18 protein-coding genes are annotated in these 22,646 nt (G+C 72.4%); 11 read left to right on the forward strand and 7 right to left on the reverse strand.

Annotated features, from left to right (window positions below):
• Positions 1-148 precede the first annotated feature (148 nt).
• Positions 149-2,116 carry an aspartate--tRNA ligase gene (gene aspS, locus WMF31_RS38540; protein WP_436606877.1) on the reverse strand — a complete coding sequence of 656 codons (1,968 nt, stop codon included), beginning with the start codon at positions 2,114-2,116 and terminating at the stop codon, positions 149-151.
• Positions 2,117-2,397: 281 nt separating this feature from the next.
• On the opposite strand from aspS, the gene WMF31_RS38545 reads away from it, so the two are divergent.
• The gene (locus WMF31_RS38545) at positions 2,398-4,389 is read left to right on the forward strand and encodes a hypothetical protein (protein WP_436606878.1); all 1,992 of its coding nucleotides are present in this window, start codon (positions 2,398-2,400) and stop codon (positions 4,387-4,389) included.
• A gap of 29 nt (positions 4,390-4,418) precedes the next feature.
• Here WMF31_RS38545 and WMF31_RS38550 read toward each other — a convergent pair whose 3' ends face one another.
• The 3 genes from WMF31_RS38550 to WMF31_RS38560 are packed head-to-tail and all read right to left on the reverse strand — an operon-like array spanning position 4,419 to position 8,798.
• Positions 4,419-6,593 (reverse strand): transglutaminase TgpA family protein, encoded by a 2,175-nt coding sequence (locus tag WMF31_RS38550; protein WP_436606879.1) that lies wholly within the window; start codon positions 6,591-6,593, stop codon positions 4,419-4,421.
• Positions 6,590-7,822, reverse strand: coding sequence for a DUF58 domain-containing protein (locus WMF31_RS38555; RefSeq protein ID WP_436606880.1), 1,233 nt, complete (start codon positions 7,820-7,822; stop codon positions 6,590-6,592). Before WMF31_RS38555 ends, WMF31_RS38550 begins: the two co-directional genes overlap by 4 nt.
• A gap of 10 nt (positions 7,823-7,832) precedes the next feature.
• A complete protein-coding gene (locus tag WMF31_RS38560) occupies positions 7,833-8,798 on the reverse strand; it encodes an AAA family ATPase (protein ID WP_129355064.1) in 966 nt (321 codons plus the stop codon).
• A 278-nt stretch (positions 8,799-9,076) separates the two neighbouring features.
• On the opposite strand from WMF31_RS38560, the gene WMF31_RS38565 reads away from it, so the two are divergent.
• The 7 genes from WMF31_RS38565 (at position 9,077) to WMF31_RS38595 (ending at position 16,385) form a co-directional block, all read left to right on the forward strand.
• Positions 9,077-10,243, forward strand: coding sequence for a decaprenyl-phosphate phosphoribosyltransferase (locus WMF31_RS38565; RefSeq protein ID WP_436606881.1), 1,167 nt, complete (start codon positions 9,077-9,079; stop codon positions 10,241-10,243).
• Entirely contained in the window at positions 10,243-10,983 is a 741-nt protein-coding gene (locus tag WMF31_RS38570; protein ID WP_436606882.1) for a CPBP family glutamic-type intramembrane protease, read from the forward strand. Before WMF31_RS38565 ends, WMF31_RS38570 begins: the two co-directional genes overlap by 1 nt.
• 71 nt (positions 10,984-11,054) lie before the next feature.
• Entirely contained in the window at positions 11,055-12,191 is a 1,137-nt protein-coding gene (locus WMF31_RS38575) for a UTP--glucose-1-phosphate uridylyltransferase (RefSeq protein WP_436606883.1), read from the forward strand.
• 302 nt (positions 12,192-12,493) lie between these two features.
• A complete protein-coding gene (locus WMF31_RS38580) occupies positions 12,494-13,156 on the forward strand; it encodes an NUDIX hydrolase (protein ID WP_129355070.1) in 663 nt (220 codons plus the stop codon).
• The gene (locus tag WMF31_RS38585) at positions 13,156-14,103 is read left to right on the forward strand and encodes an NAD(+)/NADH kinase (protein ID WP_436606884.1); all 948 of its coding nucleotides are present in this window, start codon (positions 13,156-13,158) and stop codon (positions 14,101-14,103) included. Before WMF31_RS38580 ends, WMF31_RS38585 begins: the two co-directional genes overlap by 1 nt.
• A 359-nt stretch (positions 14,104-14,462) precedes the next feature.
• Positions 14,463-14,798 carry an HU family DNA-binding protein gene (locus tag WMF31_RS38590; RefSeq protein ID WP_129355074.1) on the forward strand — a complete coding sequence of 112 codons (336 nt, stop codon included), beginning with the start codon at positions 14,463-14,465 and terminating at the stop codon, positions 14,796-14,798.
• A gap of 150 nt (positions 14,799-14,948) precedes the next feature.
• Entirely contained in the window at positions 14,949-16,385 is a 1,437-nt protein-coding gene (locus tag WMF31_RS38595; protein WP_436606885.1) for an ABC1 kinase family protein, read from the forward strand.
• Here WMF31_RS38595 and WMF31_RS38600 read toward each other — a convergent pair.
• Positions 16,382-16,990 carry a hypothetical protein gene (locus WMF31_RS38600; RefSeq protein ID WP_436607583.1) on the reverse strand — a complete coding sequence of 203 codons (609 nt, stop codon included), beginning with the start codon at positions 16,988-16,990 and terminating at the stop codon, positions 16,382-16,384. The genes WMF31_RS38595 and WMF31_RS38600 overlap by 4 nt on opposite strands.
• A gap of 164 nt (positions 16,991-17,154) precedes the next feature.
• Between WMF31_RS38600 and WMF31_RS38605 the strand changes: the two genes are divergently transcribed.
• Positions 17,155-18,432, forward strand: a complete 1,278-nt coding sequence (locus WMF31_RS38605; protein WP_436607584.1) for a citrate synthase — start codon at positions 17,155-17,157, stop codon at positions 18,430-18,432.
• A gap of 98 nt (positions 18,433-18,530) precedes the next feature.
• Here the strand turns inward: WMF31_RS38605 and WMF31_RS38610 are convergent, their stop codons facing one another.
• Both WMF31_RS38610 and WMF31_RS38615 read right to left on the reverse strand, forming a co-directional pair.
• The gene (locus tag WMF31_RS38610; RefSeq protein WP_436606886.1) at positions 18,531-19,754 is read right to left on the reverse strand and encodes a serine/threonine-protein kinase; all 1,224 of its coding nucleotides are present in this window, start codon (positions 19,752-19,754) and stop codon (positions 18,531-18,533) included.
• 89 nt (positions 19,755-19,843) lie between these two features.
• Positions 19,844-20,065 (reverse strand): hypothetical protein, encoded by a 222-nt coding sequence (locus tag WMF31_RS38615; RefSeq protein WP_129355084.1) that lies wholly within the window; start codon positions 20,063-20,065, stop codon positions 19,844-19,846.
• Positions 20,066-20,234: 169 nt separating this feature from the next.
• Between WMF31_RS38615 and WMF31_RS38620 the strand changes: the two genes are divergently transcribed.
• Positions 20,235-21,338, forward strand: coding sequence for a hypothetical protein (locus WMF31_RS38620; RefSeq protein ID WP_436606887.1), 1,104 nt, complete (start codon positions 20,235-20,237; stop codon positions 21,336-21,338).
• Between the two features lie 82 nt (positions 21,339-21,420).
• Positions 21,421-22,461: a WD40/YVTN/BNR-like repeat-containing protein gene (locus WMF31_RS38625; protein ID WP_436606888.1), complete on the forward strand. Its 1,041-nt coding sequence runs from the start codon at positions 21,421-21,423 to the stop codon at positions 22,459-22,461.
• Positions 22,462-22,646: the final 185 nt, after the last annotated feature.

Here is a 22,646-nt window from a genome sequence, read left to right on the forward strand (position 1 = left end):
CCTACCAGATGTGCGCGGCCTGCAAACATAAAGGCCGAGGGGCGCGGCCGCGCGGCGCGGCGGCGCACAACCGGCGCGACCACGGCGGCCGGGCGAGCGCGGGCTGCGCGCGCCCGCGCCGCGCGGCCATCATCGCACCCGCGCCGCGTCAAGCGTCGGCGCCGCCCGCGGGGCCCGGCCGCGGCGCTGCGGGCACCACCGTCTTCACGCTGAGCTCGGCGAGCTGCGCTGCGTCGACGGTGACCGGCGCGCCCGTCATCTGGTCCGTGCCCTGGTTGGTCTTCGGGAACGGGATGACGTCCCGCAGCGTCGGCGCGCTGCTGAGCAGCATGGCGAACCGGTCCATGCCGAGCGCGATGCCGCCGTGCGGCGGCGCGCCGCTCCGGAGCGCGTCGAGGAGGAACCCGAACTTGTCGCGCGCGTCGCCCTCGTCGATGCCCAGCGTCCGGAAGACGCGCGCCTGCACGTCGGGGTCGTGCAGCCGGATCGAGCCGCCGCCGAGCTCGAACCCGTTCAGCACGAGATCGTACCGGTAGCACTCGACGCGCGCCGGATCGGCCTCGAGCAGCGGCACGTGCTCGTCGATCGGCCGCGTGAACGCGTGGTGCGCGGCGGCCCACCGCCCCGTCTCCTCGTCCAGCTCGAACAGGGGTGGGTTCGTCACCCAGAGGAACCGCCACTGGTCTCCATGCCCGTACTCCGGGATGAGCCCGATCTTCTTGGCGATGTCGACCCGGAGCTTCGCCATCACGGTGTGCACCACCGCGGCCTTGCCGAACTGGAAGCAGAGGATGTCGCCCGGCCTGGCGCCGAGCTTCTCGTTCAGCTGCCGCCGGAGCTCCGGCGTGATCGACTTCGACAGCGGCGACTGCGTCCAGGAGCCGTCCTCGGCCAGCTTGGCCCGCGCGAGCCCCCGGAAGCCCTTCACGTCCCTGAGCCCGCGCTCGAGCTCCTCGGTCTGCTGGCGCGACAGGTTCGCGCTCGCCGGGATGACGAGCGCCTTCACGATCTCCGCCGGCACGTCGCGCCGGAGCTTGCCCGAGCGGTACTTCTCGGCGAGCTCCACCCAGAGCGGCACCCCGCCGCCGCCGTGCTCGATGATGAGGTCGGTCAGGTCGGTGTGCTCGATCCCGAAGCGCAGATCGGGCTTGTCGTTGCCGAAGCGGGCCATCGACTCGGCGTACGGCATCCGCGGGAAGCGGCCCGTCGGGTAGAGCTCGGTGAGATCCTTGCCGAGCGCGGCCTTGAAGACCGCGAACACGAGCCCCTCGATCAGCCGGAAGACGTCGTCCTGGTTCACGAACGACAGCTCGACGTCGATCTGGGTGAACTCCGGCTGCCGGTCGATGCGCAGATCCTCGTCGCGGAAGCACTTCACGATCTGGAAGTAGCGGTCGAAGCCCGCGACCATGAAGAGCTGCTTGTAGAGCTGCGGGCTCTCGGCGAGCGCGTAGAACTTGCCGGCGGACACCCGCGAGGGGACCAGGAAGTTGCGCGCGCCGCCCGGGGTGTACTTGACGAGGAACGGCGTCTCGAGCTCGAGGCAGCCCTGGTCCGACAGGTAGTTGCGGGTCGCCCGGTTGACCTCGTGGCGCATCCGCAGCGCCCGCTGGAGCGGCGTCCGGCGGAGGTCGAGGTACCGGTACTGGAGCCGGATCTCCTCGTCGGTGCGGATGTCGTCCTCGATCGAGAACGGAGGGTTGTCGGCGCGGTTGAACATCACGGCCTCGGCCACGCGCACCTCGATCTCGCCGGTCGCGAGCTTCGGGTTCACGTTCTGCTCGCCCCGGTGCACGACCACGCCGCGCACGCCGATGACCCACTCGCGGCGGACCGTCTCGGCCAGCTTCAGCGACGCGGCGAGCTGCTCGGGCGTCGAGTAGGGCTCGCCCGACCCCTCGAGGGCCGGCAGGCGCTTCACCGATCCGGCCTCGTAGCCGGCGTCGAACACGACCTGCGTGATGCCTTCGCGATCGCGCAGGTCGATGAAAACGCAGCCGCCAAAGTCGCGGCGGTGCGCCACCCAGCCGAAGAGGATGACCTCCTTGCCGATGTCCGCTGTGCGCAGATCGCCGCAGCGGTGCGTCCTCTTGAGCTCATCGATGAAACGGGACACGAGCCGACCTCCGGGTTTCCGTGGGAGGGGCGACTCTAGCCCAGGTCGCCGCGCACCGCCTCTCCGGATGCTCGCGCCCCGAACGTCGTCTGCCCGTCGGGTCGGCGCGCGCAGCGCCGCACGCGGGGCGCTCACCGGAGGGGCTGAAGCGCAGGCGAGCCACAAAAGAGGCTCGCCGGAGCGCAAGCCATGGAGGTGAGCGCCCCGCGTGCAGCGCCGCCCGCGGCGGGCCCGCGCGCCGGAACTTGGCCCGCCCGCGCCCGATCTGGCATGGCCGGCCGGTGAGCTCCGGAGAGGAACGCTGCTGGCTCGATCGGTCGCTCGCCGTGCTGTCGGCCGCGCTGCCCTTCGGGCTCTCGCTGGCCCGCGCCGCCTCCTCCGGGCAGTGGCGGGAGGATCTCACGGCGGTCCGGGACCTCGGCCTCGTCGCGATCGGCGTGGGCGGCGGCCTGTCGACCCCGCTCTCGCAGGCGCTGAGCCTGCTCCCCCTCGGCTCGCTCACCTTCCGCACCGCGCTCGTGTCGGCGCTCGCGCTCGCGCTCGCGTCGCGCCTGCTCTACGCGCAGGTCCGCCGGCTCCTCCTCGAAGCCGCGCGCCCGTCGCCCCTCCCCGGGCGCTCGCTGTGGCGGAAGCTCCGCCTCGGCGGCGCGGCGCTCGCGGCCCCCGCCGCGGCCGGCGCCGCGAGCGCCGCGCCGGGCGCCGCGGCGAGCCCGCGGCTCGCCGCCGTGCTCGCGGCGATCGCCGTCCTCACGGCGGCGCTGTCGCCGACCTGGCAGCGCGAGGCGACCGTCGGCGGCGGCGCCATGCTCGCCACCTGCGCCGCGCTCGTGACGCTCGCGCTCGCGTCGGTCTGCGCCGAGAGGGCGCGGCACGCGGGCCGCGCCTGGATCGGGCTCGGCGCGCTGCTCGGGGCCACGTTCGCGGAGAGCCCGCCCGCGGCGCTCGCCGCGCTCGCCGGGTCGTGCGCGATCGTCGTCGCCCGCCGGGGGCTCGCCGCCGAGCGCCCGGCCGCCGACGGAGCGCCCGGCGAGCCCCCGGCCCCGGCCGCGGGCCCGCCCAGGCGCATGCTGGTCGCCGCCGCCGCCGCGGGGGCGCTCACGGCCGCGCTCCTGCTCGCCCCGCTCGCGCTCCGGCCGTTCGCGCCGCGGGCGTGGGCCGACATCGGCCACGCGCTCTCCGCCGGGAGCCTCGCCGCGCTCGACGTCGCCAGCGCGCGCACCACGGCGCTCGCCGCGTGGAGCCGCGAGATCGGCCTCGTCTCCCTGCTCATCGCCGCCGCCGGGATGGCGATCGCCCTCGCGCGCCCGCGCGCGCGCTGGCTCGCCGCGCCCTTCCTCGCGCTGCTCGCGCTCGACACCCTCCTGCCGGCGCGGGCGGCCGGCGTGCTCTCCGCGGATCCGCTCACCCCGCTGCGCTCGCTCGCGGTCGCGGCGATCGCCGCCGGCTCGGCGCTCGGGGCGCACGCGGCGGTGCGGGCGCTGCTCGCCACGCGCGTGCCGTTCGCGCGGAGCGGCGCGGTGCTGCTCGTCGTCTTCCAGCTCACGCTGGTCGCGCTGACGAGCGAGGAGGCCGGCTTCGCCGCGGACCGGAGCGAGCAGACGGCCGCCGAGGTCTGGACGGACGAGGCGTACGGGAGCCTGGAGCCCAGGTCCGCCATCCTCGTGCGCTCGCCGGCGATCGCGTGGCGCATGTTCGCGGCGCGCGTCACGCGCGGCGAGCGGCCGGACGTCCTCGTGATCCCGATCCCGCTGCTCGATCGCGGCCAGGTCGCGGCGAGCCTGCTCGCGAGCGAGCGCAAGCTCACGCCGCTCCTGCGCGACCTCGCGCTCGTGGGCGAGCCGAGCGAGTTCGCGCTCTCCACGCTGGCCGACGCGCGGCCGCTCGTGCTGGAGCTCGATCCGCGCTGGTCCAAGCGGCTGCTCAACCACCTGAACGTCGCCGGGATCTGGCTCGAGTACGCCCCGCAGCCGCTCGGCGCCTCGGATCGCAAGCTGGCGACCGCGCAGTCGGTCGTGCCGCTGCGGCGCGTGCTGGACGCGCTCTCGGCCGCCATGGTGCCGGACTCGTCGACGGCGTCCGTCCTCGCGTCCACCCTGCGCGGCCAGTCGAACTTCGTCAGCCTCCTGGGCCAGCGCGTGGTCGCGCGGTCGTACATGGACCGGCTGGGCGAGCTCGCGGCCAGGGATCCGCTCGTCTTCGGCGGCCCGAACCGCCGCGCGCTCACCGGCATTCGGCAGGCGTTCATCGCGAGGCGGCCCGTGCGGCGCCGCTAGGCCCGCGCGCGCCGCCGTGCGGCGCGCGGTCACGGCGAGGCGTGGACGCCGACCTCGGCCGAGGAGAGCGCCCGGAGATCGGCCGAGCGCAGCGCCTTGACCCGCCGCTCGAAGTCGCGGCTGTCTTCCTCCGTGAGCGTCTCCCCGCCGAAGCGGGCGCGCAGGTAGACCTGCGTGAGCGTCAGGATCTCGTGCGCCAGCGGGTGGGCCGCGAGCTCCAGCGTCTCGGCGTGGCGCAGCGGCGGCGTGCTGGGGGGCCGCGGGATCCCCTGCGCGAGCATGGCGGCCTCGAGGCTCTCGTAGAGCGCGGTCGCCAGGATCGCGCTCGGGCTGCGCCCCGCCTCCGCGCCGCCGTCGTCGCGCGCGCGGCGCCCGCGGCGGAAGCGCCAGTAGAGCAGCCCGCCGCCCGCCGCGAGGGCGACGGCGGCGACGGCGAGGAGCTGCTGGCGCGGCAGCGCGGGCTCGCCGCCCGCGCTGGACCGCCGGTAACGCGACGTGAGCGTCTGGAACAGGCTCACCTGCTGGTTCAGGTCGTAGCCGACGACGTGCCTGTCCCAGCGCTGGCTCGTCGCCTCGATGAAGTCGCGGAGGTACGCCCAGACCCCGACGAGCTCGCTCTTCGGCGCCGCGTCGGCCGGCGGCGTCGGGTCGAACGTCAGCCACCCCTCGCCGTCGATGTAGACCTCGACCCAGGAGTGCGCGTCGCCCTGGCGCACCGCATAGAAGCGGCCGAAGCGGTTGTAGGTGCCGCCGATGAAGCCGGTCACGTTGCGCGCCGGGACGTCCACCGCGCGCAGCAGGATGGCCATCGCCGTCGAGTAGAACTCGCAGTGCCCGCGCTTCGACTCGAACAGGAAGTGGTCGAGCGGCTGCGGGCTCTTCCCCGAGGGCGACGCGAGATCGTACCGGTACTCCGCCCGCAGGCGCGCCTCGATCGCCCGCGCCATCTCGACGGGGCGCTCCAGGCCGTGCGTCCACGCCTCGGCGAGCTCCACGATGCGCGGCGGCAGATCCTCCGGGAGCGCCAGGTACCGCCGCCGCTCGGTCGGCGCGAGGCGCTGGAACGTCGGCGCCCGCTTGCGCGACAGGAACACGTCGTAGACCAGCCCACGATCGTCCACGGGGTGGTACCTGAGCTCGCCCTCGGGGCCGCGGTGGGCGACCGTGCTCGTGTCGATCCCGAGCTGCCCGCGGTGCTTGAACCGGAGCCCCGTCGCGCTGGGCGGGAGGAAGATCACCGGCGGATCGATCGGCTCCAGATCGATCCGCATCACCGGATCGGCCGCCGGGTCCGGGAAGCGCTCGATCGACACGAGCCCCGCGTCGGTCTCGGCCGGGCGCTTGAAGCTCTCGCTCTGCGACCAGGTGCGACCGTCGTACGCGTCGAGCGCGGTGCCGCGCAGGTGCATGGTGAGGCGCGCGGGCGGCGGGTCCGGGAGGCCGGGGATCTCGACCCGCATCGCCAGCTTGGGATCGCTGCGCAGCACGCCGACCGCGCCCAGATCGACCTTGCCCGAGAAGCCGATCATCCGCCCCGTGTGGCCGCGGTTGAGCAGGAGCAGCGAGAGGCCGACGCGCGGGAAGATGACGAACAGGAGCGCGGTGAAGGCGAAGATCGGGATCGAGAGCAGGCAGGTGACGGCCAGGAACGAGCGGCCGACGACCCGCCGCGAGCGCAGGATGCGCGGCACGTCGACCGGCAGCCCGGTCCGGTCGCGCGCCCCTTGCCGGTAGTTGCCCTCCACCTCGCGCCGCAGATGGCTGAGCACGAGCGCGCCCGGGGCGACGATGAGCACGCCCAGGAAGCACAGCCCGTAGCCGAGGCCGCCGCCGAGGACCGTCCCGGCGATGAGGTGCAGCAGCGCGAGCACGATGACCTGCTGGTCGTGCGCCGCCCCCTTGCGCGTCGCGAGCCGGATGATCTGCAGCGCCGCGGCGAACTCGACGAGCACGTCGAGCACGCTCGCGTCGGTGAAGACGATGCGGATCCCCTGGACGGCGATGACGAGCAGCAGGGCGCCCGTGTCCACGTAGCGGAACGCCGGGTGCCGCTGCCACGACTCGCGCACGAGCAGCGCGAGCCCGAGGCCGATGAGGATGGCCCAGCTCACGTAGCGGTTGAACTGCCCGCTGGCGACCAGGGCGATGACGCCGAGCGCCGCGAGCGCGTTCGTCATCACCCGGTGCACCAGCCCGAACCTCACGATGCGGTCCTCGAGGTGCTCGCGCGGCGCCCGCCGCTCGCCGGCCCGGGGCCCGCGCCCTGGCGCAGCGCCGCCCGGGCGGCGCGCTCGGCCCTGATCTCGGGCACCAGGCCCTCGTCGACGGCCTCGAGCAGCGCCAGGAACCGGAGGATCTCGTCCGCTCCGCTGTTGCGATCGCCCCGGGCGCGCTCGCCCAGCGTGGTCGCGACGAGCACGCCGTCGCCGCGCTTGAGGTGGGCGACGGCGCGCGAGGCCGCCTCGCGGATCCGCCGCTCGAGGAGCTGCGAGAACCCGTCGCCTTCCCCCGCCGGGCGCACCGTGTCGACGACGATCTGCACGTCGGGCCGCGTCTCCCGGGTCCGCTCGCGCAGCACGAGCTGGTCGCGCAGCGTGCTCTTCCGCCAGTAGATGTCGCGCGGATCGTCCCCGTCGCGCATCGGCCGCAGCCCGAACGTCTCGTCGCCGCCGCCGCGCCCGCTGAGGCTCGCGCCGCCCTCGCGGCGGCCCGCGTCCTCGACCGGGAGCCGGACCGGATCGACCGCCGGGTAGATGATGAGATCGCCCTCGGCCTCGACCTCGCGCGATTTCTCGAACAGCCCGAAGGGGAAGCGGGTGGCGATGCGGAACCCGGTGTGCCGGTCGCGGCCGCGCTTCGCCGGCGTCCGCCGGTAGGCGGCCACCTGCGCGCTGGAGGGGCTGATCTTCAAAAAGAAGCAGCGCTTGTCGGCCGGCTGACCGGCGCGCAAATCCTCGACCTCGATCGCGTACGACGGCACGCGCTTCTTGTGGTTGTAGACCTCGATCTCGACGAGGTGCGCGCGCCCCACCTGGGCGCGGGCGGGGAGCCGCCGGGTCACGGTGAGGTGGCGGAGCGACAGGTCGCTCATCACACCGGAGACGACGATCAGCGACAGCAGCATCCCGAGCAGCAGGTAGAGCAGGTTGTTGCCCGTGTTGATCGCCGCGAAGCCGACGCCCAGCGTGATCCCGAGGTAGTACTTCCCCTCCCGGGTGAACTTCAGCTTCCGGGGCGGCCGGAGCGCGAGGAGCCACCGCGTCCACGGCGCCGCGTGCTCCCTGCGCGCGGGCAGCAGCGGTCGCTGCTCGATCCTGGGCCTATCGCGCCTCGGCCGGCTCGTCCGCACGGCGCTGCGCGGCGCCGCGTCGGTGCGCTCGGCGCCGCGGGGGCGGCCGCTGGGAGAGCCACGCTCCCGGTCCTCTGCGCCCATCGCCCACCCCTCAGAGCGGGACCGGGACCCGCGCCACGAGGTCGCGCACGGCGGCCTCGCACTCGTCGCGGGTCGGCATGTAGCCCTCCGCGTGGGCGGAGAGCCGGACCCGGTGGGCCAGCACCGCGACCGCGAGGTCGTGGATGTCGTCCGCGATGCAGTACGACCGTCCATAGAGCACCGCGCGCCCCCGGGCCGCGCGCGCGAGGTTCATGCCGGCGCGCGGCGACGCGCCGAGCGAGAGGGTCGGGCTCGATCGCGTCGCGGCGAGCACCGCCTGCAGGTAGGTGGCCAGCGACGCGTCGAGCTCGACGCGATCGACCTCGCGCTGGAGCGCGACGAGCTGGGCGGGATCGATGACCTGCGGCACGTTCCGCGCGCGATCCGGCTCACCGCCCTGCAGGAGCAGCCGCGTCTCCACCTGGGGCGGCGGGTACCCGATGCGGATCCGGACCATGAAGCGGTCGAGCTGCGACTCCGGGAGCGGGAACGTGCCGGCGAAATCCTGCGGGTTCTGGGTCGCGAGCACGAAGAACGGCTCGGGCAGCGGCGTGGCCGTCCCGTCGATGGACACCTGGCCCTCGTTCATCGCCTCGAGCAGCGCCGACTGCGTCCGCGGGCTCGCCCGGTTGATCTCGTCGGCGAGCAGGACGTTCGCGAAGATCGGCCCCTGGCGGAAGACGAACTGGCCGATCCGCTGGTCGAACACGCTCACCCCGAGCACGTCGCTCGGCAGCAGATCGCTGGTGAACTGCACGCGACGGAGCTCGCCTCCCACGGCCTTCGCGAGCGCCCGGGCCAGCGTCGTCTTGCCGACGCCGGGCACGTCCTCGATGAGAACATGCCCCCGGGCGAGCAGCGCGATGAGCGCCAGCTCGACCGCCTCCGGCTTCCCCTCGAGGGCCTGCTCCACCGCAGAGCGAAGCTTCAGGAGCACGGGCGAAGCTTCACGCGCGACCGAGAGCGCCGATGTCATCACGGGCGATGGTAGCACGAGGTCACGGCGCGCCTGCGGGGATACGCATTTTGCGTTCCACGAGGCGCGGCGCGACCCCGCGCGGCCCGCGCGAACCCGGGTTCGCGACCTCCTGGCGAGCCGCTGGCTCGGGTACGTTGCGCCACCTTCCCCCGGTTTTGCTGCGCGGAAGGGCGCGTGGGGCGCTGCCGCCGCCCGGCCGCGAGCGCCCTCATCCCGGGGGTTTTGCCTGCTGCGGAATGGCCCGGGGCGGTGGTCCCAGGTATGCTCCGTCCGCCGTGACCGCCTCGGGTCCCCTGTTTCGCCACAACGCCACCGCCCTCCCTGAGGAGGCGTCCGGCGCTGATGGTCCCCATGAGGCCGCCGAGCCGTCGAGCTCGTCGCCTGCCGAGAGCGGCGGCTCGCCGGCCGCGCGGAGCGCGGCGCCCGCTGGCAAGGCCACCACCTCGTCGCCCCCGCGGAGCGCGGCCTCGCCGAGCGTCCGTCCCCCGGAGAGCGAGCCGCCCTCGGGCAGCTTGATCGCGCAGCCGCCGCTCTTGCCGGACTCTCCCCGGGGGACGCTGCTCTGGCGCGTGCGCGGGATGATCCGCGCCATGCGCCCCCACCAGTGGGTGAAGAACCTCTTCGTCCTCGCCCCGGTGGTGTTCGCCAAGCACCTGACGCACCCCTCGATCATCAAGAGCGCGCTCGGGGCGTTCGCGATCTTCTGCCTGCTCGCCGGCGCGGTCTACATCCTGAACGACATCGTCGACGCGGAGGCCGACCGGGTCCACCCGGTCAAGCGCTTCCGGCCGATCGCCTCGGGGCGCGTGCCGATCCCGGTCGCCAAGGCGATGGCGGTCGGCCTCGCCGTGATCGCGCTCGGCGCCAGCCTGCTCGGCCCGCCGCTCTTCGCGCTCGTCGCCGCCGGCTACTACGTCCTCAACGTCGCCTACTCGTTCCGGCTCAAGAAGATCGCGTACCTCGACGTCGGCTGCATCGCGGTCTTCTTCGTGCTGCGGGTCCTCGCGGGCGGCTTCGCGACGAGGACGCCGCTCTCCGGCTTCATGATCGCGTGCACCGCCCTGCTCGCGCTCTTCCTCGGCTTCGGCAAGCGCCGGCACGAGCTCGCCTCCGCCAACGCCGCGAAGCAGCGCGCGGCGCTGGAGGGCTACTCGTCGGGCGCCCTGACGGCGGCGCTCGCCGTGACCGGCGTCGCCACCATCGCCACCTACCTGGCGTACACGCTGGACCACGACACGCAGCGGTTCTTCCAGAACCCCCACCTGTGGCTCACGACGGTCCACCCGCTCTTCGGGGTGATCCGGTTCCTTCAGCTCGTCGCCGGCCGTCCGAAGGCCGAGAGCCCCACGCAGGAGATCCTCCGGGACACCCCGTTCGTCCTGAACCTCGTGATGTGGTCGGCCGAGGTGCTGGTGATCGTGTATCGGCTGAGGCCGTCCTGATGCTCGGCGCCGGATCGGAGCTCGCCCGGCCGGGCGCCGCGCCCGCCGATCCGAAGCCCACCGCGAAGAGCGATGCGCTGACGGATCTGGCGCTGACGATGCCGATCTTCATCCTCTACCACCTCGGCGTCGCCTTCCTCCCCATCCGGAACGCCGCGGATCCGGTCACCGCCGAGCTCCGGGCCCTCGCCAAGCACAGCCTCCCGCTCTACGCGGGCCTCACCGTGGCCGTCGGCGCGGCGTTCGTCCTGGTCCTGTCCATCCTCGGCCGCGGCCACGCCCTCCAGACCCGGCGCTTCGCCCTGCTCGCGACCGAGGGGGCGCTCTACGCCATCCTGATGCGCTTCGCCGGCTCCTACGTGGTCGGCTCCCTCCGGCTCGGCCCGCCCCTCGCCTCGAACGACATCTTCACCGGGGTCGTGATGTCGCTCGGCGCCGGCTTCTACGAGGAGATCGCCTTCCGCGCCGGCCTCTTCGGGCTGGGCGCGCTCGGGATCCGGTTCTTCTTCGGCCGAGGGCTCCAGGGGGTGGTCCTGATGGTCGCCTGGGCGGTCGTGGCCGCGGCCGTCTTCTCCGGCTGGCATTACGTCGGAGCGCTGGGGGATCCCTGGAATCTCCCGTCCTTCGTGTTCCGCATGGTGTGCGGGCTCGTGCTCACCGCGATCTACGTGTTCCGCGGCTTCGCGCCTGCAGTGTGGACGCACGCCCTCTACGACGTCTGGGTCCTCGTGCTGCGCTGAGCCCGCGGCCGCGCGGGTCCGCGCGGGCGCGACCTATTGCGGGGCCGCGCTGCTCATGCTTTGGGATCCAAGTGTCCCTCGCCGAGCAGATCAACGCCCTTCCCGCCCCCGTCCTGAAGCGCCTGCACGATCGGGGGTTCGACGAGGCCCGCCTGGTGCAGCGGGCGGCCACCATCGGCGTGGAGCGGGACGCGCGCAACCGGCTGTCCGGCCGGGTCGAGCCCCCTGCCCCGGACGACATCGCGACCGCGCCGGTCGCGGGGACGGCCGACCACGCGCGCTGCCTCGAGCGCGGGCTCTCGGCGCTCTCGCGGGGCGAGGTGGCGCTCTGCGTCCTCGCCGGCGGGATGGCCACGCGGATGGGCGGCGTGGTCAAGGCGCTGGTCGAGGCGCTCCCCGGCCGGAGCTTCCTCGACCTCCGGCTCGGGGAGAGCGCGGCCCTCGAGCGGCTGGTCGCCCGCGAGGGCGCCCACGTGCCGCTCTGGCTCATGACGAGCGAGGCGACCGAGCGCCCCATCCGTGACGCCCTCGGCCCGCGCCTCGACGGCGAGCGCTGCGCGACCTTCGAGCAGAACGTCTCGCTTCGCCTGACGCCCGAGGGAGCGCTGTTCTTCGACGAGGACGGCGGGCCGAGCGTCTACGCCACCGGCCACGGCGACCTGCCGGACGCGCTCCGGCGGAGCGGCCTGCTCGACCGCTTCCGCGCGCGCGGCGGCAAGACGGTCTGGATCGCGAACCTCGACAACCTCGGCGCGACCGTCGATCCGGCCATCCTCGGCTGGCACCTCGCCCACGGCGGCCCCATCACGGTCGAGGTCGTCGACAAGGTCGGCAGCGACCGGGGCGGCGGGCCCGTGCGCTGGAACGGCAGGCGCGTCATCACCGAGGAGTTCCGCCTCCCCCGCGGCTTCGATCCGAGCACGGTCCCGGTCTTCAACACGAACACGTTCCTCGTCGACGCCGCCGCGCTGAGCGCGCTCGCCATGGAGTGGACCTACGTCGAGGTGGAGAAGCAGATCGGGGATCGCAAGGCGATCCAGTTCGAGCGGCTCCTCGGGGAGATCACGGCCGCGCTCGAGCCCCGGTTCTTGCGCGTGCCGCGCGAGGGCCTCGCCTCGCGCTTCCTGCCGGTCAAGGACGAGGCGGAGCTAGAGCGCCGCCGCCCGGAGATCGAGGCGATCGCGAAGGCGCGCGGCATGCTGGGCTGAGCCGTCCGCGGCCGCGGCCGCGCCACGCCCTCGTCACAGGCTCGTCGTCGCGTGTTCGGCGCCCGCGCCGACGTCGCGGGCTGCCTGGGCCGGTGTCGCGGGCTGCCTGGGCCGGTGTCGCGGGCTGCCTGGGCCGGTGTCGCGGGATACCAGCGCGCCTACCGCGCGGTGCCAGCCCCCCTTCGGCGGGACCGGCGCCCCCAGCGCGCGGCGCCAGGGCCCGGGCGGCAGGAGCGCCCGGGCGGCGGCGAGCGCGCATCGCGATCGGCGGCCATTTGGCGCTATGCTGCACACCTCACCGCATGCCGCTACCTCCCTTCCCGAAGCTCGCGCTCAAGCTGGTCCAGACCATCCCCTCGCTGGACCCTCCCGGATTTCTCAACGTGCGGCGCCAGGTGTTCCGCGTCGAGTTCCCGGACGGCTCGCTCAGCGAGCCCTTCACCTACGACAGCGTCGATCGCGAGCGCCTCGACGCGGTGGTGATCGCGCCGCACCACCGCGGCGCGGACGGCCGCCGTCATGTCTTCCTCCGCTCGGCGCTCCGGCCGCCGGCCGCGACCCGCCCGCCCGCGGTGTGGCCGGTCCCGGAGGGGCCCGCGCTCGGCGCGCTGTGGGAGCTGCCCGCCGGGCTCGTCGAGGTCGACGAGCGCAGCCCCGAGGGCCTGCGGCGCTCGGCCGCCCGCGAGCTGCTCGAGGAGGTCGGCTTCGACGTGGACCCGGCGGCGCTCCGCGAGCTCGGCCCGCCGAGCTTCCCGGCGCCGGGCATGGTCGGCGAGCGGCATTTCTACTTCCACGTCGAGGTCGACCTCGCGCGCCAGGGGACGCCCCTCGAGGACGGCTCGCCGCTCGAGCGCTTCGCCGTCGTCACGTCCGTCCCGCTCGACGCCGCGATCGAGCTCACCCGGCGCGGCGTGATCGAGGACGCGAAGACGGAGGTGGCGCTCCGGCGCCTCGCAGAGCTCTGATGTCAGATCAACCCCCCGCGCCCGCGCAGCGCCGGCCGCCCCGCGTCGCGCTCGTCGTGAAGCGCTCCGCCTGGAGGATCTACCGCGAGGAGCGGAAGGACCCGCGCATCACGCGGCTCATCGAGGCGGGCGACGCCGCCATCGCGCGCCTCAAGGCGTCGCACGAGTCGCACGAGCAGACGGTGCGCGAGGTCAAGGCGGCGCTCGACGATCTCGGCGCCCAGATCGACCTGATCACGGGCGCGGCGAGGACGTTCGACACGAGCGAGCTCGACCTCGTGATCACGGTCGGGGGCGACGGGACGCTCCTCAGCGCGTCGCACAACGTCGGCGAGGTGCCGATCCTCGGCATCAACAGCGCGCCGGGCCACTCCGTCGGCTTCTTCTGCGGCGCGACGAGCGCCGACGCGGCGGAGGCGATCGCGAAGGCGCTGCGCGGCTCGCTGCGCCGCACCGTCCTCACCCGCATGCAGGTCACGGTGAACGACAAGCTCGCCACCGCGCGCGTCCTGAACGACGCGCTCTTCTGTCACGTGTCCCCGGCGGCCACGTCGCGCTACGTGATCCGGTTCGGTCGGGTCGAGGAGGAGCAGAAGTCGAGCGGCTTCTGGATCGGCCCCGCGGCCGGCTCCACGGCCGCGCAGCGCTCGGCCGGCGGTCGCGTCCTGCCGCTCACCTCGAAGCGCCTCCAGCTCGTGGTGCGCGAGCCCTACACCCCGCACGGCGAGCAGTACCGCTTCCGCCACGCCCTGATCCCGCCGGGCGCGTCGCTGGTCGTGCGCAGCAAGACGCACGACGCGAAGCTCTTCTTCGACGGGCCGATCCACTCGGTGAGCGTCGGCTTCGGCGACGTGATGGAGTTCACGCAGGCGCCCCAGTCGCTGACGATCCTGGGCCTCTCCGCGAAGCGGAAGTGGGGCGCGGGCTCGGCGGCGAGCCGCCGCTAGCGCGCTGTCAGCCGGGGTCGTCGCGGCGCGCGCGGCGCCGAGGAGCTTGCCCGCCCCGCGCGGCCACGATCGCCTTCAACGGAAGGAGATCGGGCGATCTCCTACCCCGCGGCGCCGCCATCGGGCGGCCGTCGAGGCGGGCTCGTGCGGCCTGAAGAGCGGCCGATCCTGGCCGTTTTCTGGGTGTTTTGGCGACCTGGGCGAGGCTCCCCCGGCCGTCCTTCCGGCGCACGGGCGCGCCCCCCGGGGCCTGAAACCCCTATTTTTGTAGCTCCGATCGACGATTCGACACTGGATCTGCGGCGGCCGTTGTGTTTCCTTTGGCGCGCGAGAGGGCACAAACCTCCGGAGGAAAGAACATGGCGGCGAAGAAGACGGACGGGAAGAAGGCCACGTCGCTCAGCAAGAGCGCCCTGATCAACGCGGTGGTCGAGGCGAACGAGAACGAGGTCACCCGCAAGCAGGTCAAGGCGATCCTCGAGTCGCTGACCGAGATCGCTTACAAGGAGCTGAAGAAGAACGGCATCTTCACGATGCCCGGCTTCGCGAAGTTCCGGGTCGTCAAGAAGCCGGCGACCAAGGCGCGCGAGGGCATCAACCCGTTCACGAAGCAGCCGATGACGTTCGCGGCGAAGCCGGCCAGCAAGTCGGTGCGCGCCCGCCCGATCAAGGCGATCAAGGACGCGCTGTCCTGAGCCGAGCCGGCCGCCGGAGGCCCCTCGGCCCCGGCCCGGCGAGGCCCGCCGGCCGTCCGGCCCCCACGAGGGCCAGAGCGCCCCTGGAGCGCGAGCCTGGCTGGCCCCGGGCGGCCCCTGCGGTAGCATGGTGCGGTTGCACTGCCGCCCATGACGCTCGCCGTCCGACTTCTCCGCGCGCTGTTTGCGTTCTCGATCATCCTGACGAGCTACCTCGTCCAGCTCGGGCTCGGGCGGGTGTTCGGGAGGCGCCTCGGGAGCGGCTCTCCCGCGCGTGAGCTGCCCGGCTGGCTCGTCGCGCGGCGCGCCCGCGTGGACCAGAAGAACGCCCGACGCCTGCTGCGCGTCATGCTCAAGCTGCGGGGCGTCTTCATCAAGCTGGGCCAGGTGCTGTCCATCATGGGCGGCTTCCTGCCTCGCGCCTACGGCAAGGAGCTGGAGCAGCTCCAGGATCAGGTCCCGCCGCACCCCTTCAGCGATCTCGAGGCCGCGCTGCGCCGGAGCTTCGGCAGGTCGGCGGGCGAGCTGTTCGCGTCGATCGAGCGCGCGCCGCTCGCGGCCGCGTCGCTCGGGCAGGTGCACGTCGCGCGCCTCCACGACGGCCGCAAGGTCGCGGTGAAGTTCCTCTACCCGGGCATCCGCGGCGTCATCGCCGTCGACCTGCGCGTCCTGCGCCTCGCCCTCCTGGTCTACAAGCGCTTCGTCCCGGTGGGGCGCATCGAGCGGGTGCACGAGTCGCTGGTCGATCTGCTCCGCCGCGAGACCGACTACCTGCACGAGGCCGCGTGCATGGAGCGGATGGCGCAGAACTTCGAGGGGGACGCGGGCGTCGCGTTCCCGGAGGTCATCCACGAGCTCACGACGCGCGACGTGCTCACGATGACGTTCATGGAGGGCACGAAGATCACCCGCCTCGACGCGCTGAGGAGCGCGGGGATCGAGCCGTCGGACGTGGCGCTCCGGCTCGTGCAGGCGTTCTACAAGATGCTCTTCGTGGATCGCTTCTTCCACGCCGATCCGCACCCGGGCAATTTCCTCATCGCCGCGCGCAGCGCGGAGGAGGGCGGCGGGTTTCGCCTCGTCGTCCTCGATTTCGGCGCGATCTGCGAGGCCCGGGACGAGCTCATCGACGGGCTGCTCGACATCCTGAAGGGGATCTTCGCGCAGGACGACGCGGCGGTCGTGCGCGGCTTCCGGCGGATGGGCTTCGTCGCGCCCGGGGGCAACGACGCGCTCCTCGAGCGGACCGTGAAGACCTACTTCGCGAAGCTCCTCAAGATCCGGGATCGGACGCCGGCCGCGCTGATGCGCGCTCGACCGGAGCAGCTGGAGAAGCTGGCCGATCCCGAGCTGGAGCGCGGCGAGCTCCAGGAGCTGATGCGCTCGTTCGAGTACCCCGAGGACTGGTTCTACGTCGAGCGCGCCTGCGTGCTCCTCTTCTGGCTGGCCGCCCAGATCGATCCGCACCTCGACACCATGGCGGCCGGCTTCCCGTACCTGATGCCGCTGATCGCGCAGCGCGAGGCCGAGGCCGGCGCTCAGGCAGGCAGCGAGTCGAGCCCTGCGCCTCGCCGCTCGCCCGCCTAGCGCGCCGGCGGCGGGCCGAAGCGGGGGCCCGGGCGAGCTACCCCGAGCCGCTCGAGGAGGGGCGCATAGCTGGTGTCCCGATCCGCCATGATCTCCGCCAGCTTGGCCTTGACGGCGGCGATGCTCGCCCCTTGAAGCCGCCGGAAGTTGTCCTCTGCGGGGTCGGCCGCGGGCTCGACCTCCGCCCCCGCAAGCACAGTCCCCGAATGATTCAGCCCTTCTGGAATGGTCTGGATAAACGGATCCGGCGCGTGCCGGAGCAGCCCGACGAGCCGGTGGGAGTTCGTCTCGTCCCCTGCCATCTCGGGGTGGAACGCGGCCAGGACCGGGGCGGGGTTGCGACGGCGTCGCAGCTGTTCGCCGAGGCGCGATGCGAACCGCTCGAACGGCGGCGACGGAGTATGGATGAGCGGGAAAACCAGGTGCACGACCGCGCTGTCGGCCTCCTCCACGGCCGCGAGCGCCGTCTCCAGGGCGGGCTCGCGGTCGAGAAGGACATAGAAGCGACCGAAACCGGTTGCGGCGTCGCGCATGAACGGGCACAGGCGATAACGAGCGACGACCTCGTCAGCGTAACGCCCGTGGACCCGCCGCACCTCGGCCACCAACCGGGGCGCCTCCGGGTGGTGGGCCAGCTCCCCCCGCACGACCGGCTCGCTCAAACGCATCACCTCGTTTCTGTTGGGGAAGCATTCTTCCCTCGGCTCGTGATAGCTTACGCCGCGCTGCGGCGGAAGGAGGAGGCGTGCAGGAGACCGCGAAGTTAACGCTGAACAAGAATGGTGTGGAGCAGACGCTCGAGCTGCCCGTGATCACGGGGACCGAGGGGGAGAAAGCGATCGACGTCGGCTCCCTTCGAGCGAAGACCGGGTACGTGTGCATCGACCCGGCCTTCGTCAACACAGCCTCGACCACGAGCTCCATCACGTTCCTCGATGGGGAGAAGGGCGTCCTCCGCTACCGCGGCATCCCGATCGAGCAGCTCGGCGAGCAGTCGACCTTCGTGGAGACGTCGTACCTCCTGATCTACGGCAAGCTGCCGAGCAAGAGCGAGCTGTCCCGGTTCTCCACGCTGCTCACCCGGCACTCGCTCATCCACGAGGACATGAAGCGCTTCTTCGACGGCTACCCGTCGACGGCGCACCCCATGGCGATCCTCTCCGCGATGGTGCTCTCGCTGTCGAGCTACTACCCGGAGGCGATCGACGTGAAGAACACCGATCTCCTCGACATCACGATCGCGCGGCTGCTCTCGAAGGTGCGCACGATCGCTGCGTTCTCGTACAAGAAGTCGATCGGCCAGCCGTTCGTCTACCCGCACAACTCGCTCTCGTACTGCGCGAACTTCCTGAACATGATGTTCTCGGTCCCGGCGGAGCCGTACGAGATCGACGAGGACATCGTGAAGGTCCTCAACCTGCTCCTGATCCTGCACGCCGATCACGAGCAGAACTGCTCGACCTCGACGGTGCGCCTCGTCGGGAGCGCGAAGACGAACCTCTTCGCGTCGGTCGCCGCGGGCATCTGCGCCCTGTGGGGCCCGCTCCACGGCGGCGCCAACCAGGAGGTCGTGACGATGCTCGAGGCGATCCGCGCCGACGGCGGCGACGTCTCGAAGTTCGTCAAGCTCGCGAAGGACAAGTCGTCGGGCTTCCGCCTGATGGGCTTCGGCCACCGCGTCTACAAGAACTACGACCCGCGCGCCCGCCTCATCAAGGCGGCGGCCGACAAGATCCTGGCGAAGCTCGGCATCAAGGATCCGCTGCTCGACATCGCGCAGCGGCTCGAGGAGACGGCGCTGAAGGATCCGTACTTCGTCGAGCGGAAGCTCTACCCGAACGTCGACTTCTACAGCGGCATCATCTACCGCGCGCTCGGCTTCCCCACGAACATGTTCACCGTCATGTTCGCGCTCGGACGCCTGCCCGGCTGGATCGCCCACTGGAAGGAGATGAACGAGGATCCGAGCGGCAAGATCGGCCGTCCGCGGCAGATCTACACCGGCGAGAACGAGGTCCGGTACATCCCGCTCGACGAGCGCGCCTGACCCCGACGGGGCCCCGCCCGCGGCGACGGGGCCCGCTCGCGGCGACGGGGCCCGCTCGCGGCTCACCAGACAGCCGTCAGCAGCTCACCAGACAGCCGTCAGCAGCTCACCAGCAACAGGACGACGACCGCCACGAGCACCCCCGTGGCGAGCGAGGCAGCGCCGACGAGCAAGAGCAGCTTGCCCGTCGACCACTGCGCGAGCGGCGCGGGCGCGCTGTCGTCGCGGAGCGTGCGCTCCGGCCGTCCCATGGCCGCGCCGGCGGCCGCAGCGGGCGGGACGGGGGCCGCAGCGGGCTCCACCACCGTCGGCTGGGGGCGGGCGCTCGGCGACACAGCGGCAGGCGGCGGCAGCGGCGCGGGCGACGCCGCCGGCGCTGGCTGCGAGATCGGCTGGCCGGCGCGGATCCGTCCCTCCAGGACGGCCAGCGCGTAGGGCGGCGCGCCGCCTGCGCGCACCGCGCGGACATCCGCGCGCATGGTCTCTGCGTTCGGGTACCGGTGGAACTTGAGGAACGCCAGCGAGCGGTCCACCACGGCCGCGACCGCGGGCGAGATCCCGGGCGCGACCGAGGCCAGGGGCGGCGCCGGCTCCGTCGCGGCGGCGATGACCTCCATGGCCTCCGTGACGTCGCCGTGCACGGGCCGCCCCGCGAGCAGCCGGAACATCGTCGCCCCGAGCCCGAAGAGGTCGGTGCGCCCGTCGATGTCGTGGATGAGCCCCGTGGCCTGCTCCGGCGCCATGTACGTCGCCGTGCCCATGATCATGCCGGTCTTGGTCGCGGTCTTCTCGGGCAGGCCCGTGAGCCCGTCGACCACGCGCGCGATGCCGAAATCGAGCATGCGCACGCGCCCGTCGGTGCCGAGGTGGATGTTCTCGGGCTTGAGATCGCGGTGCACCACGCCGCGCCCGTGCGCGACCGCCAGCGTGTCGAGCACCTGCTCCGCGAGCGCGAGCACCTCGCCGGCCGGCATCGTCCCGGTGCGCGCCATCCGATCGAAGAGCGTCTCGCCCTGGAGCACCTCCATCGTCAGGTACGCGAGCCCCTCGGGCGTCTCGCCGGAGCCGAGCACGCGCGCCACGCCGGGCACCGCGTCCGGCCCCCCGAACGAGTTCCCGATGAAGCCCTCGCGCAGGAAGCGCTTCCGCACCTCCGCCATCGCGTTGAGCTCCGGGTGCAGCACCTTCAGCGCGACCTGCGAGCCGTCGGCGGCCCGTCCGAGCAGCACGCTCCCCATGCCGCCCGTGCCGAGCACGCGCTCGATCCGCCACATTCCTGCGAACGTCTTGCCGACCCAGTGCTCCGCGTCGTCGTCGTACACGAGAGGCGCCCTTTACCGAACAGCCGCCATCGGGGGAGAACAGCTCAGCGACGAAGCACTGGTAGGCCGCACCTCGCCGGGCGCGCAAGCTAATTGATGGAGGTCGCCCCGAGGCGGGCGTCGTCGTCCAGCCGCTCGGCCGCTGCCTTGAGCCCGGAGGCGACGCCGCGGAACGCCTCCGTCGACATGCGCACCGTCACCCCCGGGCCGAGGAGCGTCACGTGGACGATGCCGCAGGCGCACCGGGTGACGCGCGTCGCGTCACTCGAGGCAAGCTCCGTGTGTGAACCGCATTTCTTGGGCGCCGCCATCTTGAACCTCTCCCACATCCTAGCAGCTCCCGTCGTCGTTCGGCCACGACGCCCGGGAGCCCGACGGATTCATGCCCAGGCCCTCGCCCGCTGGCCGTGAAATCGCCGCACGGTGTATAACTCCATCATCGTTGCTTCACGCCTGGAGGCACTCATGGCCGCTCGACGGATGACGTCTCGACGGATGACGTATGGTCTGCTCTCCCTCGTGCTGAGCGTCGCGGCTTGCGTCGACGACCGCGCGAACCCGGCGCCCGGGCCGTCGGTCGACCCGTCGCTGCTCGACCCGCCGCCGGCCGGCGAGGGCTTCCAGATCGAGACGGAGGACATCGAGGTTCCGGCGGGGGTCGAGCAGCAGGACTGCTACTTCTTCCGGGTCCGCGACCTCGCCGCGTCGAACGGGATGGACCCGGACGCGCCCGTGAACCTCCACCGGGTGCAGATCGCCCAGCGCGACGGCTCGCACCACATGAACATCTTCCGGGTGAGGACGATCAAGGGGCTGGGCCCCGACGGCGGGCTCGTCCAGAAGAACCGGAACGGCGTGGGCGAGTGCTTCAAGAGCCCCAACTGGGCCGACTGGCCGCTCATCGCGAACTCCCAGCAGGACGGCCGGCTCGACTGGGAGTTCCCCGAGGGCGTCGCGAACGTCCTCCAGCCCGACGAGTGGCTCATGCTGCAGACGCACTACGTGAACGCGTCGACGCAGAAGACCCCCGAGGCCGTCGGCCGCGTCCGGGTGAACCTGTGGTCGCTGCCCGCCGAGGAGGTGAAGCACGAGCTGGGCACCGTCTTCGCGTCGAAGCAATCCGTCCGTGTCTGTCAGTCGAACCCGCGGCCCACGTTCGAGGGATCGTGCCAGATCAACAGCCCATCTCCCGTGCGGATCATCGGCGCCAACGGCCATTTTCACAGCCGAGGCACGCAGTTCGACATGTGGGCATGGGACGGCAAGACCATCGGCACGCCCGACGCGTCGAGGCGCTTTTACACCTCGAACTCCTGGGACGATCCGCCGATGCTCATCTCGCCCGAGCTCGACCTGGAGCTCCCGCCGAGCGGCGGCGTCTGGTACGGGTGCTCCTACGAGTGGCAGCGGCCGGAGGCCGCCGTCGGCTGCAGCGGCCTCGACGAGTACGACGTGACCACGAACAACACACCCGAGGATCGGCTCGACTGCTGCTACACGTTCGGCCCGATCGTCGAGAAGAACGAGCACTGCAACATCTTCGTCTATTATTATCCGAAGCAGGACGACGTGTTCTGCAACTGACCCTCGCGGGCAGGCGCGCGCCGGGCGAGCAGCGCGGCGCGCCCCGACACAGGATCTCTCGAAAGCCGGTCTTCCATCTCCTATGCGCACCTGCCTGCACGCCGCGGCCGCCCTGGCCCTCTCCGCGCTCGCCCTCGCCGGCTGCCCCGCCGAGGAGAGCCCCGAGCCGCCGCCCGCGTGGCGCGTGGTGCTCGACGAGGGGGATCTGGACCGCGCGGTCCTGTCGATATGGGGCACGGCGCCCGACGACGTATTCGCGGTCGGAGGGCCGCTCGGCAACACGGGGCTCACGTCGCTCGTGCTCCATCACGACGGGTCGACGTGGCGTGAGCTCCCGGCGGGCGGGGAGGAGACCTTCTGGTGGGTGGCCGGCTCCGGTCCGGACGACGTGTGGATGGTCGGCGAGCGGGGCCGCGCGGTCCGCTGGGACGGCGCGGCGTTCACCGAGCACGAGACCGGGACGGACGCGACCCTGTGGGGCGTCATCGCGTTCTCCCCCGACGAGGCCTGGGCCGTGGGCGGCACGCCGGGCAGCGCGGAGGAGGCGCAGAAGGACATCGTCCTTCGCTGGGACGGCCGCGCGTGGTCGAGAGAGCCTCTGCCCCAGGCGACCGGCCGGGCGCTCTACAAGGTATGGGGGGAGTCGTCCGACGACCTCTACGCGGTCGGCGAGTTCGGCGTCATCTGGCACCGCGCGGGCACGACCTGGGAATTGCAGTCCGAGCCGCCGATCGCGCAGGGCACGCTGTTCACCGCCGCCGGCTGCGGCCGCGACGCGGTGTACGCGGTCGGCGGCAGGGACGTGCTGCGCTCGGACGGCGAGGCGTGGCGGAGGGTCGACGTCGCGCTCACCAACGACGTCAACGGCGTCGCCTGCAGCCGCTCGGGCGAGGTCGCGATCGTGGGCTATGGAGGTCTCAAGCAGCGCCTGGTCGGCGGCGCGTGGATCGATGAGTTCACCGAGGAGCCTTACGCCGATCTCCACGCCGTCTGGGCGGACAGCGACGGGGCCTTCTGGGCGGTCGGCGGCGACTTCCTCAGCGCGCCGGCGCCCGGCAAGGCGCGCAGAGGCGTGGTGGCGCGCCACGGAAAAGGACAGATCGCCGACTTCGTGAGCCGCTGATCACCACCGCGCATGTTCTCTCACTCTCCCGGACATGCGCGCAGTGTGACAATGCGCAACATGGAACCGTGAACTCGGTGATACGCTCACGCCGCGTGGACGCGATTGCGTCGAAGATTCACGGAGACTGCTTCGAAGGACGGCGTTGGTCGTCCCATTGCAATACCCGCTGGGACCCCACGCGG

The sequence above is a fragment of the Sorangium sp. So ce1036 genome (genome assembly GCF_051369805.1).
Lineage (GTDB): Bacteria > Myxococcota_A > Polyangia > Polyangiales > Polyangiaceae > Sorangium > Sorangium cellulosum_F.

Bases quoted from the DNA above. Each gene is read 5' to 3' on its own strand.
- WMF31_RS38555 (WP_436606880.1), bottom strand. From the start codon at position 7,822: ATGGGCGCAGAGGACCGGGAGCGTGGCTCTCCCAGCGGCCGCCCCCGC.
- WMF31_RS38560 (WP_129355064.1), bottom strand. From the start codon at position 8,798: ATGACATCGGCGCTCTCGGTCGCGCGTGAAGCTTCGCCCGTGCTCCTG.
- WMF31_RS38570 (WP_436606882.1), top strand. From the start codon at position 10,243: ATGCTCGGCGCCGGATCGGAGCTCGCCCGGCCGGGCGCCGCGCCCGCC.
- WMF31_RS38580 (WP_129355070.1), top strand. From the start codon at position 12,494: ATGCCGCTACCTCCCTTCCCGAAGCTCGCGCTCAAGCTGGTCCAGACC.
- WMF31_RS38585 (WP_436606884.1), top strand. From the start codon at position 13,156: ATGTCAGATCAACCCCCCGCGCCCGCGCAGCGCCGGCCGCCCCGCGTC.
- WMF31_RS38590 (WP_129355074.1), top strand. From the start codon at position 14,463: ATGGCGGCGAAGAAGACGGACGGGAAGAAGGCCACGTCGCTCAGCAAG.
- WMF31_RS38595 (WP_436606885.1), top strand. From the start codon at position 14,949: ATGACGCTCGCCGTCCGACTTCTCCGCGCGCTGTTTGCGTTCTCGATC.
- WMF31_RS38615 (WP_129355084.1), bottom strand. From the start codon at position 20,065: ATGGCGGCGCCCAAGAAATGCGGTTCACACACGGAGCTTGCCTCGAGT.
- WMF31_RS38620 (WP_436606887.1), top strand. From the start codon at position 20,235: ATGACGTCTCGACGGATGACGTATGGTCTGCTCTCCCTCGTGCTGAGC.
- WMF31_RS38625 (WP_436606888.1), top strand. From the start codon at position 21,421: ATGCGCACCTGCCTGCACGCCGCGGCCGCCCTGGCCCTCTCCGCGCTC.